Raw genomic sequence first — 22,550 nt, 5'->3', positions numbered from 1 at the left:
GTTTTTTGCGCACAAAAACCGCTAGCGAATGGCAAAGTATTGGAATCTTGCCATGGTTAAAGAGCAGTGAAGCTTTTTACCGATTTTAATCAAATGCGTTAACGATGACACCTAGCCACAAATAGCGGAGTGCCACTTGTCTCAAAATCTTGCCACCGTCAGCCGTCGCGCGCTATTACCCGAGCGTATTGCAAGCCTTATTGATGCTCTATCTAGTGGGGTATACGAACGCGAGCACACTATCAAAATGTGTCTATTGGCCGCACTCGCGGGTGAAAGTGTGTTTTTACTCGGCCCGCCAGGCATTGCCAAAAGCTATATTGCGAAACGTTTGATAGAGGCGTTTGATAACAGCCAATTTTTTGAATATTTAATGACGCGCTTTTCGACCCCGGAAGAAGTGTTTGGCCCGCTTTCGATTCAAGCGCTAAAAGATGAAGGCAAATACGTACGCCTAACCGACGGCTACCTACCCAATGCTGATGTGGTATTTTTGGATGAAATATGGAAAGCTGGACCTGCCATTCTTAACACTCTTTTAACCGTTGTGAATGAACGCACCTTTAAAAACGGTGAGCATGTTTATCCTGTCCCTATGCGGTTGTTAGTGACCGCGTCCAATGAACTGCCTGATCCCGATAGTGGCCTTGATGCGCTCTATGATCGCATGTTACTCCGCGTTTTCGTCAATCGTATCCAAGAGAAGAAAAACTTCAAACTGATGCTTACCGAGCCCAGCCAGGACGAAGTGGCGGTGGCCGATAAGTTGAAAATTAGCTATCAAGAATATCAGGATTGGCAGACCATTATTCCCACCTTGGGTCTGCCGGATGCGATATTCGAAAAACTCTACACACTAAAACAGCGGGTAGAAAATGCCGGTAGTGAACAATCACAATTCGACCCAAGTGAACTTTATGTGTCCGATCGCCGGTGGAAAAAGGCGGTGCGTTTGCTAAAAGCGGCCGCTTTTTTCAATGGTCGTGATGAAGTCGCCCCACTGGACTTATTGTTACTGGAAGACTGCCTATGGCATAGCCCAGAATCGCGTGATGTGGTGAAAACCGTGATGCAGGCATTTGCCAAAGAAGTGCTGTTCGATCAACAAGAAGTGCTTGCCTTGCTCGATGACGTCAAAGTGGCGTTAGAAGATATTGAGCAAGACACAGCTGAGGCGCTGACCTATCGACAAGACACGGCCAACGCTGGGCTCACGCGCAAAGCGATGATTGACTTGAGCCAGTCGCCTCGCTTCACGGTCAACCAAAGTCGAGATTTGGTTCGTTTTGTTCTACTTCGAGCCAACCCATCGGTTTCAGAGCAAGAAAAAGGTGACAGTCGTTGGGTGTATCTTGATGCGGCTGACATTGAGAAAAAGTTGAAAACAGGCAGTACAGACTTGTATGGCTATGTGAATAAAAATAATCACCTGTGCCGGCTCACTTTGGAGTGGGATGCGCAGCACGCCTTAGTAATCAAAGACATTGCTAATCGGCCGGTGCCTATGGCCCTGGTGGGCGTGAACGATCCGAGCGAGGAACAGCTGGCCACATGGACACAACAAACAGATCATGCGCTTGAACAATTGCAGCATGCGCAATTTTTAATTCGTCGCGCGCGCAGTCAGCTCAATGCTGGGTTGCCCCATTTATTTGCGCAACCGGATCTGCTTGAAACCGCGTCAGCGAGTTTGGTCGACGTCGAACATGAGGTCAAAACGCAGATTAATAACCTAGAGCGCCAAGTTAATCGTTTAGCGCGCTTAGGTGAGTTCTTCTCAGGAGCCAGTGATGCTGAGCGCTGAGAGCCTGAACATGGGGTTGATGCTCGCCGAGTCTGGGTTACTGGATGCGGCGATGACAGAGTTGATGTCTCATCCCCAGTTACTTGTGTTGACAGAACGAAGCCCAGCGATTAAGCGAGCAGTAAAAAAACAGCTTCACCGCTGGCGTGGGCAAACAAAGCGCAAACTGGTTCAACAAGGGTTGTCAGCCTCTCTGAAGCAAGAAATTCAATACTACGAGCAGGCCACCGAAAAAACCGCGCGCGCGTTTGAAAAAGACATTGATACTTTACTAAGCCACTTAAAATCTGTTTCTTCTTTCTATCCGCAGGCAGAAAGGCTCGCAGCCCATCAAGCTCAACATGCTGATCCTATGTTTCAGTCGTACTTTTGCAATAAATGGCACGCGCATTTAAAAGCGGAAATACAAAAAAACCAGTCCGACAGTGTTGAAGCACAAAAACAAAAATTACTCGACGATCTCTATCGCCGTATCTCGACCTATCAAAAAATGAATGGCGTGGATCAATCGGGTGATATCAGCAAAGTGGGGCGGCTATGGGATATGGCGGCCAGCTCGCTTTCCCAGCAAGACGTCACCTTACTTAAACGGTTTATTACTTTTTTAGAGAAAAACCCAGAGCTTCAGGCGATTGCCGAACAGTTAGGGCGAATGGCAAACCATGTTGATGCGCAAGGGCCCAGCGAGCAGCCGACGGAAACGCTAAAAACCGTGCCGGAAAAGCAAGTTGATGTCCCTGATGACATCACCGGCATCTGCCAAAGTGATCGTGTTGACCGTCTCTTACCCAATGAGGCGGTATTGCTGGCTGATCCTGCGCTCGAGGTTGTTTTTTATAAACAGCTTGTCGATAAACAACTGCTGAATTATCAAATGACGGGCCAAGCCCATCGCCGGAAAAAAGTAGAGACGTACGCACCCAGTCAATCCAAGCCAGAGCAAAAAAAGGGACCTTTTATCATAGCCATCGATGCTTCAGGCTCGATGAGTGGTTTTCCAGAGCAATGCGCTAAAGCGCTAGCGTATGTATTAATGCGGATTGCCGCGACCGAGCATCGTGATTGTTACGTGATGCTTTTTTCCACTGACCATATCAGCTATGAGCTGACCGGTGAGCGCGGTCTGCAAGAGGCGATGAGCTTTCTTTCGTATCGCTTCCACGGCGGGACAGATATGGCACCTGTGATCGAAAAAGCGCTTAATCTGATGGCCGGTGAACGCTATCAAAACGCCGATCTAGTGGTGGTGTCGGACTTTATTGCTCCTAAGCAGTCCGAGACGATGATCGAAAAGATTGATGCATTGAAGTTAAAGCAAAACCGTTTCCATGCGGTAAGCTTATCCAAATATGGCAACCCTGAATTAATGGCCATGTTCGATCACTGTTGGCGTTACCAGCCCTCATTAGGAGGGCGCCTGATTAATCAGTGGTGGCCGAGCAAAAATAAGCCATAGAATAGATGGCTAGGCGCTTGCATGACAGCAAGCGCCGTAGCAAGTTAACCGAGCAGCAAGCTGTCGTCGGCGAGGGTTTCGCCGCGCACTTTGTTGAACATGTCTAAAAGATGTGGCACGTCCATATTTTTGCGCTCATCACCATGGACATCTAGCACAATGTTACCTTGGTGTAGCATTACGGTTCGATCACCGCATGCCAGTGCGTCTTTCATCGAGTGCGTGACCATCATGGCAGTGAGGTTAAACTCATTGACGATGGTTTTGGTTAAATCAATCACGAACGCGGCCATGCGTGGATCCAGAGCGGCGGTGTGTTCATCGAGCAATAAAAGCTTGCTGTCTGACAGGGTGGCCATCACCAAACTTACGGCCTGACGCTGACCTCCAGACAGCAGACCAATGCTATCCCCTAGTCTATCTTCCAAACCTAACCCCAAAATGGCAATGCGCTCTTGGAACAATTTACGACGTTTACTCCCAAGCGCACGTGACCAACCGCGCCCTTTACCTCGCCGATAAGCCAGCGCCAAGTTTTCTTCGATGGTTAACGACGCGCAGGTACCCGCAAGTGGATCTTGAAATACGCGTGCGGCAAGGGTGGCGCGCTGATGCACAGCCTTCTTGGTCACATTAATATCGTCAATCATAACTTGGCCGCCAATCATCGGCGTTTCACCGGTGACGGCGCCCAGTAAGGTTGATTTGCCTGCGCCATTGGAACCAATGATGGTGACAAACTCGTTTTCGGGAATGGTTAAGCTTACGCCGCGCAGAGCACGGTTTTCGAGGACGGTCCCTGGATTAAACGTGACCTGAATATTGTTCAGCGAGATCATCCTGACACCTCCGCCTGTTTTGCGCGTTTGGACTTTTGATACTGTTGGCGCATTTTGGGAGCGATCAATGCCACGGCAACCAGCACCGCGGTAACCAAGTTGAGATCAGAGGCTTGAAGACCAAACATGCCACTCGATAGTGCAAAGCCGACGGCGAGGCGATATAAAATAGAACCCAGAATCACCGCCACAACGGCGACCCAGACTTTACGTCCAGGCAGTAATGTTTGTCCGAGGATCACGGCGGCGAGACCGACGACAATGGTCCCTACGCCAGAGGTCACATCGGCAAAACTATTGGTTTGCGCAAATAATGCACCGGCAAAGCCAACAAAGGCATTTGAAAGGGCGAGACCAATATAGGTGTACATCGCCGTGCTGCCGCCTTGTGCTTGAACCATTCGCGCATTAACGCCCGTTGCGCGTAACCCCAAGCCAAAATCGCTGGCTAATAAGCGGACCACGAGTAGCCCACTGATAATCACTAATACGCCCACGACTAAGGGACGTAAATAGACGGGGGCAATACCGAGTGATTCAAATGGCGTTAGAATAGTTTCCTCGCCGAGTAAGGCAATATTGGGTCGCCCCATAATACGAATGTTTACCGAAAATGCGGCAATCATGGTCAAAATACTGGCGAGCAAGTTGAGGATGCCGCACTTTACAGTGAGAAAAGCAGTGACTAATCCGGTGATGCCGCCAGCCAAAATCGCCATTGCGGTCGCAAACCATGGGTTGTAACCCGCCACGATCATAGTAGCGGCAACGGCGGCGCCCATCGGGAAACTGCCGTCAACCGTTAAATCAGGAAAATCGAGTACACGAAAAGTGAGATAGACACCTAGCGCAACCAAGCCATAAACTAGGCCGACTTCTAGGGTGCCGAAAAACGCAATTGCCGTCATTTACTACTCCTAGATTGAGCCTAACTACTCTACGATTCGTGAGGCGCGATCCAAGATAGAAGCTGGCACGTCGATCCCCAACTTGTCTGCAGCCGAACGGTTCACGGCTAAGTCAGACCCTTCCGCAACTTTGGCAGGCAGAGATGAAATCGGCTCGCCGTCTAAGATGGCCGCAACATAGTCCGCTGTTTGCACCCCGACGGAGTAATAATCAAAGCCAAGTGCAACGACCGCGCCATTGGGGATATAGGACGTCGATCCACCTAGGACAGGGGTATCTGCTGAGTTTGCAGCGGCCACTAAACCATCAATCGCACTGGCAACAGTATTGTCTGTTGGCGCATAGATAATATCGGATTGGGTGGCAACAACTTGCGCAGCAGATTGCACATCTGCGCTTTTCAATGCCGTGCCTTCGATCACTTTTATCCCGTGCTCTGCTGCCGCGTCTTTTAACAGATCAACCAATGTCACTGCATTCGCTTCACCGGGGTTATAAACCACTCCAATCGTCGACAGGTTGGGAAGCAGCTCTTTGGCCAGCGCCACATGCTGGGCAACAGGAGAAAGATCAGATAAGCCGGTGACGTTACCCGTTGGCGCAGCCATATCTTTCACTAATTTGGCGCCGATAGGATCTGTTACCGCCGTAAAAATGACGGGTACGTCGCGTGTTGCAGCCGCGAGCGCTTGCGCTGATGGTGTCGCGATACCGACTAAGACGTCAGGTTGTTCTCCAACATATTGACGCGCAATCTGCACCGCAATTGCTGGATTACCTTGCGCAGTTTGATATTTAAACGACAAGTTGTCACCTTGGATATATCCTTTCTTCTCCAAGCCATCAAGCAGACCGTTGCGGGTCGCGTCAAGAGCGGGGTGCTCAACGATTTGGGATACGGCGACGCGAGCGGTCTCGGCAAATGCGAATGGTGCATGCCCCAGTGATAGGACCGCTGCACATACAACGGCAGCAATTTTCAGTGTTTTCATGGTGACTCCCTTCTTGTTACTCACACATCCTTGCGCAACCGCGACGATGCAGTTGCGATGTTGTCTATTTGTTATTGTTAGTCGAACAGCGTGCGATGGCACATTTCGTACACTTTTTTAAACCTAGTCGATTTTTGCCAGAGATAACAGCGAACATCGACTAGTAAATTGATATTATTAATCTTGACAGTAGAGAATGTCACTTCTTTTTTGTGATTTCATCATGGTTATCAATAGACGTTATCGCCATATTTGTTAATATTATGTTCGTTTTTGTTCTGTGGTGACCTAAGACGACAAAATAAACAATTATCGTTCGGAGTGAATGCCACAGAGCGCGCTGTTTGTTATATCAAAAATAAGGAAATAAAATTTGGAGGCTCAAGGATGAAGCGTTTGGTTGCGGCGTTGGCGGTAGTGTCGCCAACGGCTTTTGCCGCTACAACAGGCGAAGGACTGGATCTCACCCAGTCATGGGTAGGGTATGTGTCTTTGGCAATCTTTGCGGTTGCTTACAGCCTAGTCATGTTGGAAGAAAAGCTCCACTTAAGAAAATCAAAGCCTGTGTTGTTAGCCGCGGGGCTGATTTGGTTACTGATCGGGTTTGCATATTCACAATGGGGAAATATGGCACCGGCGCATGCCGCGCTTGAGCACAACTTGCTGGAGTACGCAGAGTTGTTGCTTTTCTTGCTGGTGGCAATGACCTATATCTCGGCGATGGAAGAGAGGCGCCTGTTCGATGGATTAAAGGCATGGATCTTAAGTAAAGGCTATGACCTAAGAACCTTGTTTTGGATTACTGGGGTACTTTCTTTCTTCATCTCGCCGATTGCTGATAACCTCACAACCGCACTGCTGATGTGTACCATTGTGTTGAAAATTGGGGGCGACAATCCACGTTTTGTAAACCTCGCGTGTATCAATATTGTGGTTGCAGCGAACGCCGGCGGAGCGTTTAGTCCCTTTGGTGATATCACCACTTTAATGGTTTGGCAGGCGGGCAAGGTTACTTTCACCGAGTTTGGTGCTTTGTTTATTCCATCTGTTGTGAACTACGTGATCCCAGCTTTTATCATGTCACGCTTTATTCCACGCACTCAGCCGGACGTGATGCAAGAATATGTTGAGTTAAAGCGTGGCGCTCGACGAATTATGGTGCTGTTTTTGCTCACGATTGCAACGGCAGTTGCCTTCCACGGCTTGATTCATTTCCCGCCGGTCATGGGCATGATGATGGGCCTCGCGTATTTGCAGTTCTTTGGTTTTTACCTGCGCCGAACGTTACCACGTTCTTTGGCGCGGAAACGGGCGATTGCTGAAGCCAAAAATGATGAAGCCGCGCTGAGTCGTCTCGGTTCAGTGGTCCCGTTTGATGTCTTTCGCCGTATTTCCCATGCAGAGTGGGACACATTGCTGTTCTTTTATGGTGTCGTGATGTGCGTGGGTGGCTTGAGTTTGATTGGTTATCTGTCGCTGGTGTCGAATGTGATGTATTTAGAATGGGATCCGATCTGGGCCAATACACTTGTCGGTGTGCTATCGGCGGTGGTGGACAACATTCCTGTTATGTTTGCGGTATTAACCATGAGCCCTGAGATGTCACACGGTAACTGGCTGTTAGTTACGTTAACAGCGGGTGTGGGGGGGAGCTTGTTGTCTCTTGGCTCTGCGGCCGGTGTCGCGCTGATGGGGCAAGCGCACGGTAAATATACCTTCTTTGGGCACTTAAAATGGGCGCCGGTGATCATGTTGGGCTATATCGCAGCGATTGGTGTGCATTTAGTGCTCAATAGCCACTATTTCCATATTCAATAAGCCCGCGTTCTGTTCTAGAAAAACCTCGTTGTAAGCAAAAAACGCCGGTCTTAAACGACCGGCGTTTTTATCGTCGGTAGCATGGTTGATTGAATGGCCGATACTACGCCGTCAATACAGGGACGCCGTTAATACAGGTACCAGGCCATCAATACAGAGTTAAACCACCATCGTGGGGCAATGTGCCCGCCCTGCCACACGGTGAGACACACTGCCAAGAAACATCCCGTCTTTATCGGAGTGCGTGCCATGTGCGCCCATGACAATCAAATCCACTTCTTTGCTTTTCGCAAACTTGATAATGGTTTTGGAAGGACGCCCGCCTTTGACAAACCCGCGCACACCTTCGCCGCCATTTTCAAGTGCGTGTTGCTTGGCTTGCTCGACAATGTTGCGGGCGTATTCGCTTAAGGTTTGATCTGGGATTTGTAATCGATCGGGGCGAACCATCGACAATGACGCCTCGAACAAGCTGTGATGTTTAAACACGCACAATAAGTAGAGTTCAGCATGGGTGAGTTGCTGCAGCTCAATCGCTTTATCTAACGCATTTAATGCAGAATATGAGCCATCGACGGCTACCAGTATTCGTTTAAACATCAATTACTCCTGTTGTTTAGTTACCCAAACGCGATATCACGTAGGAATAACGCAATCTGCGGGAACATCACCAACAGCGCGGCTGATAGAAGCAGCATCGCGATAAAAGGCCCCGTTCCGCGGATAACTTCCCAATAGGGTTTTTTGAAAATGGCAATGGCCGTGAAAATATCACAACCAAATGGCGGAGTGGCTGAGCCAATCGCTACTTGCAAGGTGATCACAATCCCAACATGGACAGGATCAAGACTAGTCGCTTCTATCGCAGGTGCAAATATGGGCGTTAATACCAAAATCACTACAATCGGATCAACGAACATACAAGCAACGAAAAAGGCRATAGAGATAGATGCCAAGACACCCATCGGCCCCATTTGGCTGATCCCCACGGCCTCGAGAATGGTCTGCGGAATTTGCGCGAATGAAATAATCCAAGAAAATCCATTACCGACGCCGACAAGAATAAAGACCACCGCGGTGATTAAGCCCGTTGACCGTGCAATGATAAACACGTCTTTACGGCTCAATGATCGGAATACGCCAAACTCAAGAATCATGGCATAAAGCACACATACGGCCGCTGCTTCGGTTGGACTAAAGACGCCGCCATAAATACCCCCAACAATGATGAGTGGGAACATCAGTGGCCATAATGCTTTGCGTGTCGCCGTGAGACGTTCGCTCCAACTGGCTTTGGGTTCCGTTGGTACTTTATTGACAGTGGCGTAATACAAACAATAAAGCGAGAAAAAGGTGAGGATCATTAGGCCTGGGCCTATCCCGGCGATAAAGAGTTCAGCAATCGATGTTTCCGAGATCACGCCATAAATAATCATGCCGATACTGGGTGGGATCAAAAAGGCGATATCACTGGCATTGATGATTAAGGCAAGCGAAAACGAATCACTGTAGCCAGCGCGAAGCAATTTAGGGCGTAGGGCTGAGCCTACTGCGACAACGGTGGCTTGGGTAGAACCTGATACCGCACCAAATAAGGTACAAGAGGTCGCGGTGCTGATCGCTAAGCCACCACGAATATGGCCGATAAAGGTCATGACCATATCAATTAAGCGATTCGCTGATTGCCCCCGAGTCATGATATCAGCAGCAAGAATAAACATGGGGACAGCAATTAACGAGGCAGGCCGAATGCCGCCTAACACTTGCTGAATAAAGGTATCCATTTGACCGACACCGCCAAACATCATGTAAAAACCGGTTAAGGCGGCAGCCGTAAGTGGAATCATCATCGGAAAGCCGAGCACGAGCAAGACAATCATGATGAGCATTAAAGTCATGGCCATAGTGGTTGGTGCCTATTTAAACTTCACTTTCAGTCTCAGCGTAACCGTCAAGCACGCCAGCGGAGAGATAAACATCGGGTGATGTGAGATTTTTATAAACGGTGAGTCCGTATTGAATACCGGTGATAGCAAACCCAAGCGGCACCCAAATATAGATCCACCAAATTTCAAAGCCGAGGGCAGGTAAAATACGACCACGATCATAGACAGAGGCAATGTATTGATAAGAAAAATAGGCCAATACCAGCATGATCAGGCCGGTCACGAGCGCGATCGTAGTCATTAGAATTTTTCTGCCTGTGAATGGCAAGGTGTCATAAAGGGCAGACATCCGTATATGGCGGCCATGACGAGCGGCATAACCGATCCCTGCAAAGGTGATCAATATAATTAAAATGCGATTAATTTCGCCTGAAAAAAATAACCCTTGTCCAAAGCCAAAGCGTGCAATGACGTTGACACAGGTATTTAGGGCCATTAAGAGCACACCGGCAGCCAACATAAAGGATTCGATTTTACAAATCAGGGTATCCAGTTTGCCAAGGAGGCCAGGTAGCTCGGAGTGATACTTGAGAGAGTCGGAATCGGTCATTGCGTATTCCTCAAATAAACAGGCACCGCGTGGGGCGGTGCCTGTACGACTGACAACTAGTTAGTAACGGCTTCCAAGTCTTTCTTAAACTGGTTAAGAAGTGCTTTACCGCTTTCACCGGTCATTTCATAGAAGGTTTCTTCCACTTGTGGTGCACGTGCTTTAAATTTCTCGATCTGTGCATCGGTCAAGCGTGTCACGGTCACCTCGTCACTTGCCGACTGAATTTTATCGAGCGATTTCTCTGCAAGACCACGGATGTGTTGAACCGTTTCGTTAAACGCATAATCAGCGGCATCACGGATCATTGCTTGATCATCAGAAGACAAACCATCAAAGAACTCTTTGTTCGCCATTGATGCAGTGGTGAACCAACCATGGTGTGTGAAGATTAAGTTAGGTGATACTTCGTACAAACCGCCTGATTCAATCCAGAAAATCGGGTTTTCTTGGCCTTGAATCATGTTGGTTTGTAGCGCGCCGTATACCTCACCCCACGGTAATGGCGTTGGCGTTGCACCAAACGCTTCGTAGGTAGATGACAGCAGTGGATTAGTCATCACACGAATTTTCTTCCCTTCCAGGTCTGCAGGTTCGGTGACAGGCTCGTCTGCCGTCATCACCATTTCACCCTCTGGATACATCTTGAGCAGTTCTAGGCCTTGCTCTTCGTACAGCTCAGGGAAGTTTTCATTGACCGCTTTACTCTGGCGGAAGAACTCTACCACAGTGTCCATTTCAGTTGGCATCAGATAAGGGATAAAGAAGATTTGTGCTTCAGGGATTAACGAACCAGTAAAGCCGGGTGATTGGTTAACAAATTGCAAGATGCCCGCTTGGGTTTGCTCCATGATATCGTCAGACTCGCCGAGCTCGCCAAAGCGATAAATTTGCAATGAATGTTCTGAGTTATCTTCAATGTACTCCTTAAATTTGTGTGCATAGACGTCCTGCACGTCACCTTCGTACTCCTCGTGGGCATAACGCCAAGTGTCGGCATTGGCCATGGCTGAGAAGCCTAATGCGGCGGCAACGCATGAAATTGCAGTCAATTGCTTAAGGTGGCTATAAATGGACATCATGTCCCTCCGATATGTGGATTAGCTTTCAATCGTGGTGAACGAGAGTGTGATTAAGATCCTTTTCTCAGTGAGTGAGGTGGCAGTTCTCGCCTCTCTCTCCTATACCCGTAAAAGCATCTGCCAATGTTTTTACACAAATAACAGACAATACAAACAGCTTAACCATCAGAGGTATAATTATTAAAGTCAGATGAATATCAACGTGTCAGCAGTGTGACACAGATCTCTTTTTTATGCTTTTTATGACGATAAACGCTGCTTTCTCTAATGTGTTTTTTCCACCAAAATGCGATCAAATCAGCGTTTTAAGGGGTGTTAGTGCGATAGCGATAGATAGCAATCAAAAGCAGTCGGGAATGACGAAATTGGATAGAGCTGGCATTAAAAAGGCCGGGGGAGGGAGTTTTTTTCTAGTTTATGTTTCCACCTCTAATGAATATGTGCTGATTTTTGTGCTAATCCTCATCTTCGCCGATATCATTGCCTGGGTTCCCTCCGTGTAAGTCGGCTCTGGTCGCCTTACAATTTTTGTTATCCAGCGGAAGAAATCCGATATACTAAGCGGCTTTAATTTTACGAGACGTCCTGATGGCCAAAAAAGCAGCAGCCCTTCATATATTGGTGAAAGACAAATCGCAAGCAACTTCTTTGCTAGACCAGCTTAGAAAAGGTGCAAACTTCCAAACGCTCGCGAAGAAGTACTCGCAATGCCCCTCGGGTAAGCGAGGCGGTGATCTAGGCGAATTTCGTCGCGGTGACATGGCACCACCTTTTGATAAAGCCGTATTCAGTGGTGAGTTATTGCGTCCGCTTGGGCCGATAAAAACCAAATTCGGCTGGCACATTATCAAAGTCTTGTATCGCAACTAATCCTATCGCTCACGATCTATGGATAGCATCGGCGCGAAGACGCTGRAACTGTCATAAAGATTAACCGCCAGAAATTGAAGCCGCGCACATTGATTGCCGGTAAACGGCCACGGATTAAGTGGTAAAGTTAAAGCACGCCCTAATTAACGTATCTCTGATGTTCAAACTTGATGCTCCGACACTGCTCATTACTCTGACTGCAATCCAATGGCTGCTAGCGGGTTTTCTATTGGTACAAAACCGCAAAGAACCAGGGATTAACGGAAGGGCACTCTCGCTTTTTATTCATGGCTTTAGCAACCTATTCTTGTTTACCCGTCCTCACCTTCACCCTTATTTAGGGATCGTTTTTTACAATGCCTGTGTGATGGTGTCATTTTCGTTCAGCCACTGGGCGTTGGGGCAAATTTTTGCGCGCGACGTACCGCGTTGGCAGTTGGTGCTACCTGTTATTCTGTCTGTTGTATCGATGTCGTCATACCTTGATGACATCGGGAGTCGTGTGGTTTACGCGAGTTTGATCGTCAGTATGCAGTTAGGGCTGATGACACACACCATCGTGAGTAGTACGAACATAGGGGGCCAGCGTTTAAAGCGTTGGCTCATCATGGTGATGGGTGGATTCAGTGTTGCCTATGTAGGCAGGGCGACATTTGCACATCTCTATCCTGATCTATTTACGCAACTACTGGGCACCTCGCTATTACAAGCAGGGCTGATTTTGTCGGGCATCGCCTATAGCGTGATCAATACCCTGATTATCTTTCTTTATAAGCTGGAGCGCGTGCACGAGAAACTCCACCGCGAAGCGACCCGAGACAGTTTAACGGGACTGTTAAATCGCCGTGCTTTTCTGACTAAAGCAAAAAAGCGCGTGGATGACAGCGCGTTTCCCATTAGTGTGCTGATGATTGATCTGGACGATTTTAAAGCGATTAATGACTCATTCGGCCACTCGGTGGGAGACAAAGTACTGATGCACTGCGCAGATGTTTTCGAGCAAGTGATTGATGAGCAAGGTGTGGTTGGGCGTTTGGGGGGAGAGGAGTTCGCGGTCGTGCTGCCTTACTGTGACAGTGCTAGAGCGCAGCAGCTGTCTGATGAATTACTGCAAACGATTCGAAGTAATCGTTTGGCGCTTGAGATAGCCCTTTCGGCGAGCATAGGCGTCACCACCACCGATGAGGCGCTTGATATTGATAGCTTGTTGGCGCAAGCCGATGATGCGCTTTATCGTGCCAAGTATGAAGGTAAAAACACCGATAAAGTCTATAATTCCACGGTTTATCGTTTGGCAAATGTCGGTTGCGAACCGGCTTGAAGAACCATCCAATTTCTCTCCTCACTGCGATGACATCCGTATATAGACTAACGAGGGTTGCTTAATCCTTAGCTAAACACTGACTACGCCTCGCTTATCATCCTCATAGATGCGGCCAAAGGAGGAGGGCGGCGTGTGTATAGCGTTTATAATTTTGACTATTGAATTCGCCCATCAACAACAGGGTCACGGTCGATGCCTAAACGCGATGAAAAGAGAAACATGAATGGCTTACAAGGCTCCCAATCATCAGGAGCCAATGTTATCTTGCATGCTTTTGATTGGAAGTACGCAGATATTGCCCAACGCGCGGCAGAGATCAGCGCGCTAGGATATGGCTCGGTGCTGGTGTCCCCTCCGATGAAAAGCGAGCAAGATGAACGCTGGTGGCTAAGGTACCAGCCGCAAGATTATCGTGTAATTGAAAATGCGCTCGGAAACACCACGGACTTTAAAGCGATGGTTGCAGCGTTAAACCGTGTTGGTGTGTTTACGTACGTCGATGTGGTTTTCAATCATATGGCCAATGAGGCGCATGCTCGCACTGACTTGAATTATCCAAGCCAAACGGTGATGGTAACCTATCAAACCCATGAAGAACGCTATCGCGAACTGACATTATTTGGCGACTTATCTCAGCCACTGTTTACTGAGCAGGACTTCGTCGATGCGTTTGGCATACAAGATTGGAAAGACACCTGGCAAGTACAAAACGGGCGCATTAGTGGCGGACCTAGCGATCCGGGGTTGCCGACACTGCGGGTGTGTGATCATGTGATCGCGCAGCAACGTGCCTATCTTAAGGCGTTAAAAGCAATTGGCGTGAAAGGTTTTCGGATTGATGCGGCCAAGCACATGACCTTAGAGCACCTCAAACGCGTGTGGACCGATGATATTACCCATGATGCGCATATTTTTGGCGAAATCATCACAGACGGTGGCGCAAGCAAAGAAGAGTATGAACTCTTTCTGGCTCCCTATTTACAAGAAACATGTTTAGGTGCCTACGACTTTCCGCTGTTCTCAACGCTTTATCAGGCTTTTTCCAACGCAGGCAGCCTCAAATCTTTGATTGACCCTTACTGCTTTGGCCAAGCGTTATCACGAGGGCGTGCAATTACTTTTGCCATTACCCATGACATTCCCAACAATGATGTTTTCTTGGATTTGGTGATGGACGAAGCGAGCGAGTGGTTGGCTTATGCATATATCTTGGGGCGCGATGGTGGCGTGCCACTGATTTATACCGATCTTGATACCAGTGGTATCAAAGGGGGAGACGGCCAACCACGTTGGCAAAATGCGTGGAAAGATCCAAAGATGGTGCAAATGATCGCCTTCCATAATTTGACCCATGGTGAGCCCATGCGTGTCTTGGAAGCGACCGATGATCGGTTGGTGATAAAGCGGGGAGACGCAGGAATATTGGTGTTAAATAAATCACTCAATCCTCAATCACTCTCAGTGACGCTGGAAAATGATTGGACTGATCTGCTGACGGGCGTCACGGTCTCGAGCGAGCAACATATTGATGTTGCAGCCCAATCGGCGATGATGCTTGTGCCGGCGTAATGCTGTTGCGAGCTGCCGTTCTTTGCACCTACGGTGGGTGTCGATGATTAAACCCCACACGGCTAAAACGCGGTAATTTGCTGTTTAAAGCTAAAAACAATGATGTTTGCACTCAGGACGCATTAGACTGTGAGTCGTTTGGCGGACGATAAAAAGAACATTATTGATTGGAACTTGCTTGATGCCCTCAGGTCATTAATAGGATGCTTGTTTGTTAAATTACTGTTATGGCTAAATAAACCTGAAGGAAAAGTATGTCCCGACACATTTTACTCACCGGAGCACTGGCGGTGTCTTTGCTCTCAGGGTGCAGTTTTCAAGGAGAGTCACACGTGAAAGCTTCCAGCCCAGGCGAACTGAGTGCGCCTGTCGCGAAAAAAATCCCTCATGAAATGATCATTCACGGCGACACGCGCGTGGATAACTACTATTGGATGCGTGATGATGCACGCCAAGATCCTGATGTGATCGCCCATCTTAATCAAGAAAACGCCTACGCCGATCAGGTGCTCGCACACACTGAGCCAATGCAGGACAAGCTATTCGATGAAATCAAAGGGCGTATCGTCAAAGACGATGCCTCGGTTCCCGTCAAAAAAGGCAGTTATTTCTATTCCAGTGAAGTGGAAGGCGACGATGAATATCGCACCTATGTGCGTGCGAAAGACTTTGCGGGCACCGACAAAACGGTGATTTTGGATGTCAACGCGCTCGCGAAAGGGCATGAGTTTTACAGCATTGGCCAACTGAGCGTCAGTCCAAACGAAAACCTATTAGCTTATGGGGAAGATACCCTCAGCCGCCGCGTTTATAGCATTCAAGTCAAAGACCTCACCACCGGTGAGTACCTCGATGATAAGGTCGAAGGCGCCTCGAGCAGTATTGTGTGGCAGAACGACAACCAAGCCTTCTACTACATCAAAAAAGATCCGCAAACCTTGCTGGGATATCAGGTGTATCGCCACCGTTTGGGCACCCCACAATCCGCTGATACGTTAATATACGAAGAAACGGATACCAGCTACTACACCGGCTTGAGCAAAAGCAAAGACGGTGAGCAAATCTTTATTTGGCACGCCAGCACCGAAACCAGCGGCGTATCGCTCGTGGATGCCAATGATCCGAATGCTACTGCCCAAGCGTTTTATCCGCGAGAAACCGGCATCGAATATGAAGTGGCGAAGCGTGGCGAGTGGTATTACATCTATACCAACTACCAAGCGGTCAACTTCCGCTTGATGAAGGTACACCAAAGCGAGCGTGACGATCGCAGCCAATGGCAAGATGTGATCGCGCCAAATGATAAAGTGCAGCTGGTTGATTTCACCTTGTTCGACAACCACTTGGTCTACGAGCAGCGCGAAAATGGCTTGCCGCGTACCACGGTGCGTAACCTCACCACTGGAGAGGAATATCAGCTCACGTTCGACGACTCGGCCTATGCGTCTTACCTGACCGGCAATGCGGAAATGGACAATTCTGCGGTGCGCGTGTACTACACCAGCTTGACCACACCGGGCACCTACTACGAGTTTGATTTGGCGTCGGGCGAGCGTGAAATGCTCAAACAAAACCAAGTGCTGGGTGAGTTTAATCCGGACAACTACCAGTCAGAGCGGGTGATGATCACCGCGCGTGATGGTGCGCAGGTGCCTGTGTCTTTGGTGTATCGTAAAGACCGCTTCAAAAAAGATGGTACCAACCCGATTTATCAATACGGTTACGGCTCATACGGCGCCACCATGGAGCCCACGTTCTCCACCACGCGTTTAAGCCTGTTGGATCGCGGCTTTGTGTTTGCGATTGCGCATATTCGCGGTTCTGAAATGCTAGGACGCCCTTGGTATGACGACGGTAAAAAGCTGACCAAAAAGAACACTTTTAACGACTTTATTGATGTGACCCAAGCGCTCACCGCGCAAGGCTATGGCGATAAAGACAAGGTGTTTGCCGTCGGCGGCTCAGCAGGTGGCTTGCTAATGGGGGCAATCATCAACCAAGCGCCAGAGTTGTATTTAGGAGTGGCCGCGCATGTGCCGTTTGTGGATATTGTCACCACCATGTTGGATGAGTCAATTCCACTGACCACCAACGAGTATGACGAGTGGGGCAACCCCAACGACAAAACCTACTACGAGTACATGCTTAGCTATTCACCGTACGACAATGTCACCGCGCAAGACTACCCCAACTTGTTGGTCACCACAGGCTTGCATGACTCACAAGTGCAGTACTTTGAGCCGATGAAATGGGTCGCGAAACTGCGTGAGCTGAAAACCGACAACCATACGCTGGTGTTTAAAACCGACATGGAAGCCGGCCACGGCGGCGCATCGGGGCGCTTTAAGCGGATTAAAGAAGATGCATTGGAATATGCCTTCTTCTTCGACTTGCTCGATAAGCAAGCAAAATAATCAAAGGGTAACCCCCTTAAACGAGAAAAGCGCCGATATCGGCGCTTTTTTTATGCGGGTAGAGACGCGATAAGCACGCTCACTGCAGGTGAAAAAAGGTGTTTAGGCCTACTGATTATTCTCCGCATCTTCGCGCTTGATCACTTTGTGGCCTTCTTCAGTCACGCCATTTTTCCAATAGCTGCTGATGTAGATAAATTCACGCTCGACGTCATGGTCATTGCGGAAATATTGGCGCATTGCGCGCATGCTTTCAAATTCACAGGCACACCACACGGACACTTGCCCGGCTAACCAAGGCTGTGCTTTTACCGTTTCGGCCAATGTCGGGGTGGTTAGCCAAATAATCTCCATGCCTGCGGGGGCGTCGAGTGGTTGGGCATCTTCCGCGGTATCGAGCTGGATCACCGCATAGCCTTTGGCATCGCGAGGTAGGGTTTTGATCTTGGCTGATAGTGCCGGTAACGCGGTCATGTCGGCAACCATAAAGAACCAATCCGCGTCGCGATTAATCGGCGCAATCGTTCCAGGGCCGGCAATGTTAATGGTATCACCCACTTGGGCATTCAGTGCCCAGCGCGCGGCAAAGCCACAGTCGGTTCGTTCGATTTGGTGGCGAACCATATCCACTTCAATTTGCTGCTGGCCAGGCATAAAGCGGCGAATGGTGTAGGTGCGCATCACGGGGCGCTCGCCTTCAGCTACTCCGCTCAGATCCGTGCTGCCCGCTTTATCAAACAGTAACTTGATGTAGCCGCCTTCACAGTCAGCGGGGAACGCCGCGAAAGCGTCGCTTTGTAAGGTCAAACGTTGCATATTGGGTGTGACGGTTTGGGTATCAATAACGTGCGTGAGGTGATAGTTCGGCTGTTTCATGTTTTCTGACTTAAAATCATTATCATTTACAATTAATCATACCATCTGGATGCGAGATGTGTAAGTGCTTTACATTGTTTTACGCTTCTTAGCTAGGCAATGCCGTGAGAAGTGAGTAATATAATGGCGCATTATTATTACTAAAAAACAATCACATGGAGCAAAAATGAAGAAAGTCATACTTATGGGCGCGGTGGCGGTGTTGCTGTCGCTGAATGTCTCAGCCTCTGAGCTCAAGCCGATCATGAAAGAAATGAAAATGACCTTCAAAGAGGCGGCGAGCGCACAAAGCATCGAAGCGATGCAAGCACCGGTCGCCAAACTGGAAACCCTGATCGCGCAAGCCAAAGCGGGCAGCTATCCACCGGAAAAAGCAGAGACCTTCATGGAAGGGTTCGATAAACTGGCGGTGACGGTAGAGGGAATTGATGCCGCGCTGAGCGAAGGCGACCTCGATAAGGCACAACAGGGCATGCGCCAAATCGATGCCTTGCGTGAAGAGTATCACGACAAACGCAACCCAAGCATTTGGCAGCGTTTGTTCGGTTAACAGCCGAATAATAGGAATATAACGACAGCAGGTGCATGATGGCGACTCAAAAAACGATTTTGCGTTATCCCTCGCTGTCGGTGGCGTCTGCGTTCGATAAAGAGCAGGCGCTGATCCGTCGGATAGAGCAGGGCGAGTTCAACGAGGCATTACTGCTTTGGCAGCCAGACGCCCAAACCTTGGTGCTGCCGGCGGGCCAAAAATGGCCACAAACCCCTGAATTACGCCGCGCATTATCGTCGTTAGGGTGGCAAGTACAGAGCCGCCGAACTGGCGGTGCGCCGGTGCCACAACTGCCCGGCGTGATTAACGTGTCTTATCTGACGGTGTGGCCGGCTAACACGCCGTATCATATCCAGACGGCTTACCAGTATTTTTGTACCATTTTACAGTATTTTTTCCATCAGTTAGGCATTTCGACCACGGTGGGTGATACGCCCAGATCGTATTGTGATGGTGACTACAACCTCAATATTGCCGGCAAAAAAGTGGTGGGAACCGCTCAACGTATTCTGCGTTTAGGCGCGGGTGCAGGCATGGGCGCAGCCAAACAAACGGTGATGCTGGCGCAGGCTTGCCTGCTGATTGATGCCGATTGCCAACATATTGTTGCCCCTGTATCGCTGTGTAATCGGCTTTGTGGTCACTCCGATCGCATTGAGGCCGAGGTGCATACCCCTTTAGCTGCGCACTTAGATGAACTGCCGGCAACCGAGCAGCTGTTTCAGTTGTTGACTCAAGCGTTTATGGCGCGCCCGCCACTCGTGGTGGGCAAGGCTTGAGGCCGCGGCTCAATATAGTATGCTTTAGCACAGTCATGCCTAAAACAAATCCCAAGGAGTGAGGAATGCGCGTCCATCTTGTTATTCACGAGGCGTTTGAAGGCCCGGGAGCCATTTTAGATTGGTGTGACGAGCGTGCCTATCATGTGACCACCAGTCATTTGTATCGGGGCGAGCCGTTGCCGGAAACCGGTGAAGGCATTGATCTGCTGGTGGTACTCGGCGGGCCGCAAAGTCCAGATACGCCACAGTCTGAATACCCACATTTTGATAGCCCGCGCGAGCAAGCACTTATAAACCAGTGCATTGAACAAGGCAGTGCAGTATTAGGGATTTGCCTCGGCGCGCAACTGATTGGTGAGGCATTGGGCGCGTCGTATCAGAAAAGCCCCGAGCCAGAGATTGGTTATTTCCCCATCCAGTTAACCGAAGATGGCCACATCGACGAGCACATTCCGCACTTCGCGCCGCAAGAAATTGTGGGCCATTGGCACCATGATATGCCGGGGCTGACACCCAATAGTCGTGTACTGGCTAGCAGCGAAGGCTGTCCGCGCCAGATCGTGAAGTACGGACCACGGGTATATGGCTTTCAATGCCACCTTGAATTGACACCTCTGGCGGTTGAAGGCTTATTGCACGCCGCCTATCCAGAGGGCGAGGTCGCTAACAAGCGCTTTATTCAAGACCCTGCCTCCATTCGCGCCTTTGATACGGCACCGATGAATGCGCATTTGTTTGCCTTTCTCGATAGCGTGCTGACCGACAACGATCTCGTCACTGAGTGGCTGTTTTAAGCGATTAGGTTAGGAGCACGGTAACCGTAACTGTGCTCCGCTGCTAGGCGTCATTGTTTGAGCTTCATCGTCTGAGCGCCATCTAACGCGTGTTAGTGCAACATGCCTTCACACACGGTAGTGGCATCATCATCCAATAAACTCAACTCAATAGCTATCTTCATCGCTGCTACCACATCACCCACCGGCATGCTCGGGGCGCGGTGTTTGCACGCTTGTGCTGGGCTGTAGGGAATATGAATAAAGCCGGCGCGTACCTCGGTGTGATGAGCCAGCGCATGCATCAAGCCATAAAACACGTGGTTACACACAAAGGTGCCCGCGGTGTAAGACATACTGGCAGGATGATGGGCTTCGTTTAATGCGTTCACTAAACGGTTGAGGGGTAAGGTAGAAAAATAGGCGTTGGGCCCAGATGGCACCACCGGCGTGCCATGCGGCTGCTTACCGGCGTTGTCCGGGATGGGCGCGTTCTGATAATTGATCGCTACCTTCTCTAAGCTTATGTCGGCGCGGCCACCGGCTTGGCCAAGGGCGATCACCATCACCGGACTGAGTGATTCTAGCGCGCTGTGTAACGTCGGTAAGCTATCGTCAAAGGTGCAGGGCAGGCGCACGGCTTTAACGATGCACTCCTCATTGGGCTGCCAGCCTTCTAATGCTTGTGCCACTTGCCAAGATGGGTTTTCACTCTCGCCGCCGAACGGTTCAAATCCGGTTATCAATATCGTGTGCATCCAATGCCTCGCGTAAAAAAGCGGTAGAGCTTTACTCTACCGCAGGTTTCCAAGCCAATCACGCAAAGGACGTACGCAAAGGAAGATTTATTCAAACAGGTAGAGGTAATTCTCATAACCTGCCTCGGCCATTTTATCGACGGGCACAAAGCGCATTGCGGCTGAGTTCATGCAATAACGTAAGCCGGTGGGTGCGGGACCATCCTCAAACACATGGCCAAGGTGCGAATCCGCCACCTTACTACGCACCTCGGTGCGACTGAAAAACAGCGAGTTGTCCGGTTTGGTAACCACATACTGCTTATCGATGGGCTGCGTAAAGCTTGGCCAGCCGGTACCGGATTTGTATTTATGGGTGGAGGAGAACAGCGGCTCGCCCGAAACGATATCGACATAAATACCGACTTGCTTGTTGTCCCAATACGGGTTTTGGAACGCGGGTTCAGTGCCATCTTCTTGGGTGACTTCGTACTCTATGTCTGACAACATCGCGCGGATTTTTTCATCCGAGGGGCGCGAGTAGCGGTTATTCGTTGATGTCTTATCCTCCGCTTTTTGCGCATCGATCATTTCTCGCAAGGTGACCGGGTTGTCTTTGCGATCGTCACCAAAAATCTCGTCCAGATACTGATCGCGACCCGATGCGTAGCGATAATAGCTGTAACGTACGCTGTGGTTTTTATAATAATCCTGATGATAACTTTCTGCTGGCCAGAATTTCTCGAATGGGATCAACTCGGTTTTGAGCGGCTTTATGAACACGCCTAACGCGCCAATTTCCGCCATAAAATCGGCAGCAATTTGTTTTTGCGTTTCAGATCGATAAAAGATCGCGGGGCGATACTGCGGGCCGCGGTCAACGAACGAGCCTTGGTCATCGGTGGGGTCAATATGACGGAAGAACTGGTCTAACACCTGCTCATAACTCACCAAGTTGGGATCGTAGGTGACATCAATTACCTCGATATGCCCGCTGGTGCCGGACGAGACCTCTTTATAGGTTGGATTTTCAAGCTCACCGCCTGAGTAGCCAGACACCACATCAATCACGCCGTCGAGCTTTTCAAGATCAGATTCTGTACACCAAAAGCAACCGCCGGCAAGGGTCGCTTTTTGGTAGCCTTGGTCTGTAGTGGCGGTATCTTTCACCGCCGCATAACTTGCTATCGATAGCAAACTGAATACTGTGAACGCGATGACTCGCCAAATTGACTTACGCTGTTTCATTATTGCCT

General features: G+C 49.4%; 19 protein-coding genes and 1 pseudogene. 10 read left to right on the top strand and 10 right to left on the bottom strand.

Features of this window, described 5'->3' with window-relative positions:
* Positions 1–136: 136 nt before the first annotated feature.
* Positions 137–1,804: an ATPase RavA domain-containing protein gene (locus BZG76_RS11160; protein WP_077461407.1), complete on the top strand. Its 1,668-nt coding sequence runs from the start codon at positions 137–139 to the stop codon at positions 1,802–1,804.
* Positions 1,791–3,176: pseudogene (gene viaA / locus BZG76_RS11155) on the top strand (ATPase RavA stimulator ViaA); the annotation flags it as partial. The gene BZG76_RS11160 and the pseudogene viaA, both read left to right, overlap by 14 nt.
* 128 nt (positions 3,177–3,304) lie before the next feature.
* Here viaA and BZG76_RS11150 read toward each other — a convergent pair.
* Genes BZG76_RS11150 through BZG76_RS11140 form a run of 3 tightly spaced genes read right to left on the bottom strand, consistent with a single transcriptional unit; the run spans position 3,305 to position 6,000 of the window.
* Complete coding sequence (locus tag BZG76_RS11150; RefSeq protein WP_077461405.1) at positions 3,305–4,099, bottom strand: ABC transporter ATP-binding protein; 795 nt, start codon at positions 4,097–4,099, stop codon at positions 3,305–3,307.
* Positions 4,096–5,007 (bottom strand): ABC transporter permease, encoded by a 912-nt coding sequence (locus tag BZG76_RS11145; protein WP_077461404.1) that lies wholly within the window; start codon positions 5,005–5,007, stop codon positions 4,096–4,098. The genes BZG76_RS11150 and BZG76_RS11145 overlap by 4 nt, the downstream gene beginning before the upstream one ends.
* A gap of 24 nt (positions 5,008–5,031) precedes the next feature.
* Positions 5,032–6,000, bottom strand: a complete 969-nt coding sequence (locus tag BZG76_RS11140; protein WP_077461403.1) for an ABC transporter substrate binding protein — start codon at positions 5,998–6,000, stop codon at positions 5,032–5,034.
* Between the two features lie 387 nt (positions 6,001–6,387).
* Here BZG76_RS11140 and nhaD point away from each other — a divergent pair, with 387 nt between their 5' ends.
* Positions 6,388–7,818, top strand: coding sequence for a sodium:proton antiporter NhaD (gene nhaD, locus BZG76_RS11135; protein WP_021024507.1), 1,431 nt, complete (start codon positions 6,388–6,390; stop codon positions 7,816–7,818).
* A gap of 159 nt (positions 7,819–7,977) precedes the next feature.
* On the opposite strand, the gene BZG76_RS11130 is transcribed toward nhaD, so the two are convergent.
* From BZG76_RS11130 to BZG76_RS11115, 4 genes are read right to left on the bottom strand one after another with little or no spacing between them, the layout of a single operon-like run.
* Positions 7,978–8,418: a universal stress protein gene (locus BZG76_RS11130; protein WP_077461402.1), complete on the bottom strand. Its 441-nt coding sequence runs from the start codon at positions 8,416–8,418 to the stop codon at positions 7,978–7,980.
* Between the two features lie 20 nt (positions 8,419–8,438).
* A complete protein-coding gene (locus BZG76_RS11125) occupies positions 8,439–9,722 on the bottom strand; it encodes a TRAP transporter large permease (protein WP_077461401.1) in 1,284 nt (427 codons plus the stop codon).
* A 16-nt stretch (positions 9,723–9,738) separates the two neighbouring features.
* Positions 9,739–10,314, bottom strand: a complete 576-nt coding sequence (locus tag BZG76_RS11120) for a TRAP transporter small permease (protein WP_021024504.1) — start codon at positions 10,312–10,314, stop codon at positions 9,739–9,741.
* Positions 10,315–10,370: 56 nt separating this feature from the next.
* A complete protein-coding gene (locus BZG76_RS11115; RefSeq protein ID WP_198532339.1) occupies positions 10,371–11,396 on the bottom strand; it encodes a TRAP transporter substrate-binding protein in 1,026 nt (341 codons plus the stop codon).
* Between the two features lie 588 nt (positions 11,397–11,984).
* Here BZG76_RS11115 and ppiC point away from each other — a divergent pair.
* From ppiC to BZG76_RS11090, 4 genes are all read left to right on the top strand, one after another.
* On the top strand, positions 11,985–12,266 hold the full coding sequence (gene ppiC / locus BZG76_RS11105) for a peptidylprolyl isomerase PpiC (protein ID WP_021024501.1): 282 nt from the start codon (positions 11,985–11,987) through the stop codon (positions 12,264–12,266).
* Positions 12,267–12,423: 157 nt separating this feature from the next.
* On the top strand, positions 12,424–13,587 hold the full coding sequence (locus BZG76_RS11100) for a GGDEF domain-containing protein (RefSeq protein ID WP_077461399.1): 1,164 nt from the start codon (positions 12,424–12,426) through the stop codon (positions 13,585–13,587).
* Positions 13,588–13,809: 222 nt separating this feature from the next.
* Positions 13,810–15,159 carry an alpha-amylase family protein gene (locus BZG76_RS11095; RefSeq protein WP_077461398.1) on the top strand — a complete coding sequence of 450 codons (1,350 nt, stop codon included), beginning with the start codon at positions 13,810–13,812 and terminating at the stop codon, positions 15,157–15,159.
* 254 nt (positions 15,160–15,413) lie between these two features.
* Positions 15,414–17,573: a S9 family peptidase gene (locus BZG76_RS11090; protein ID WP_077461397.1), complete on the top strand. Its 2,160-nt coding sequence runs from the start codon at positions 15,414–15,416 to the stop codon at positions 17,571–17,573.
* 108 nt (positions 17,574–17,681) lie between these two features.
* Here the strand turns inward: BZG76_RS11090 and BZG76_RS11085 are convergent, their stop codons facing one another.
* On the bottom strand, positions 17,682–18,449 hold the full coding sequence (locus tag BZG76_RS11085) for a siderophore-interacting protein (RefSeq protein ID WP_077461396.1): 768 nt from the start codon (positions 18,447–18,449) through the stop codon (positions 17,682–17,684).
* 166 nt (positions 18,450–18,615) lie between these two features.
* Here BZG76_RS11085 and BZG76_RS11080 point away from each other — a divergent pair, with 166 nt between their 5' ends.
* The 3 genes from BZG76_RS11080 to BZG76_RS11070 all read left to right on the top strand — a co-directional run bounded on the left by BZG76_RS11080 (position 18,616) and on the right by BZG76_RS11070 (position 20,578).
* Positions 18,616–18,999: a cytochrome b562 gene (locus BZG76_RS11080; protein ID WP_021024242.1), complete on the top strand. Its 384-nt coding sequence runs from the start codon at positions 18,616–18,618 to the stop codon at positions 18,997–18,999.
* A gap of 38 nt (positions 19,000–19,037) precedes the next feature.
* Positions 19,038–19,781 (top strand): lipoate--protein ligase family protein, encoded by a 744-nt coding sequence (locus BZG76_RS11075; RefSeq protein ID WP_077461455.1) that lies wholly within the window; start codon positions 19,038–19,040, stop codon positions 19,779–19,781.
* A 65-nt stretch (positions 19,782–19,846) separates the two neighbouring features.
* Positions 19,847–20,578: a glutamine amidotransferase-related protein gene (locus BZG76_RS11070; RefSeq protein WP_077461395.1), complete on the top strand. Its 732-nt coding sequence runs from the start codon at positions 19,847–19,849 to the stop codon at positions 20,576–20,578.
* A 92-nt stretch (positions 20,579–20,670) separates the two neighbouring features.
* On the opposite strand, the gene pcp is transcribed toward BZG76_RS11070, so the two are convergent.
* Positions 20,671–21,315 (bottom strand): pyroglutamyl-peptidase I, encoded by a 645-nt coding sequence (gene pcp, locus BZG76_RS11065; protein WP_077461394.1) that lies wholly within the window; start codon positions 21,313–21,315, stop codon positions 20,671–20,673.
* An 87-nt stretch (positions 21,316–21,402) separates the two neighbouring features.
* Positions 21,403–22,542, bottom strand: a complete 1,140-nt coding sequence (msrB, locus tag BZG76_RS11060; protein ID WP_077461393.1) for a peptide-methionine (R)-S-oxide reductase MsrB — start codon at positions 22,540–22,542, stop codon at positions 21,403–21,405.
* Positions 22,543–22,550: the final 8 nt, after the last annotated feature.

It is taken from the genome of Salinivibrio sp. AR647 (genome assembly GCF_001995415.1).
Taxonomy (GTDB): Bacteria; Pseudomonadota; Gammaproteobacteria; order Enterobacterales; family Vibrionaceae; genus Salinivibrio; species Salinivibrio costicola.
This window is presented reverse-complemented; position numbering and strand designations above follow the sequence as displayed.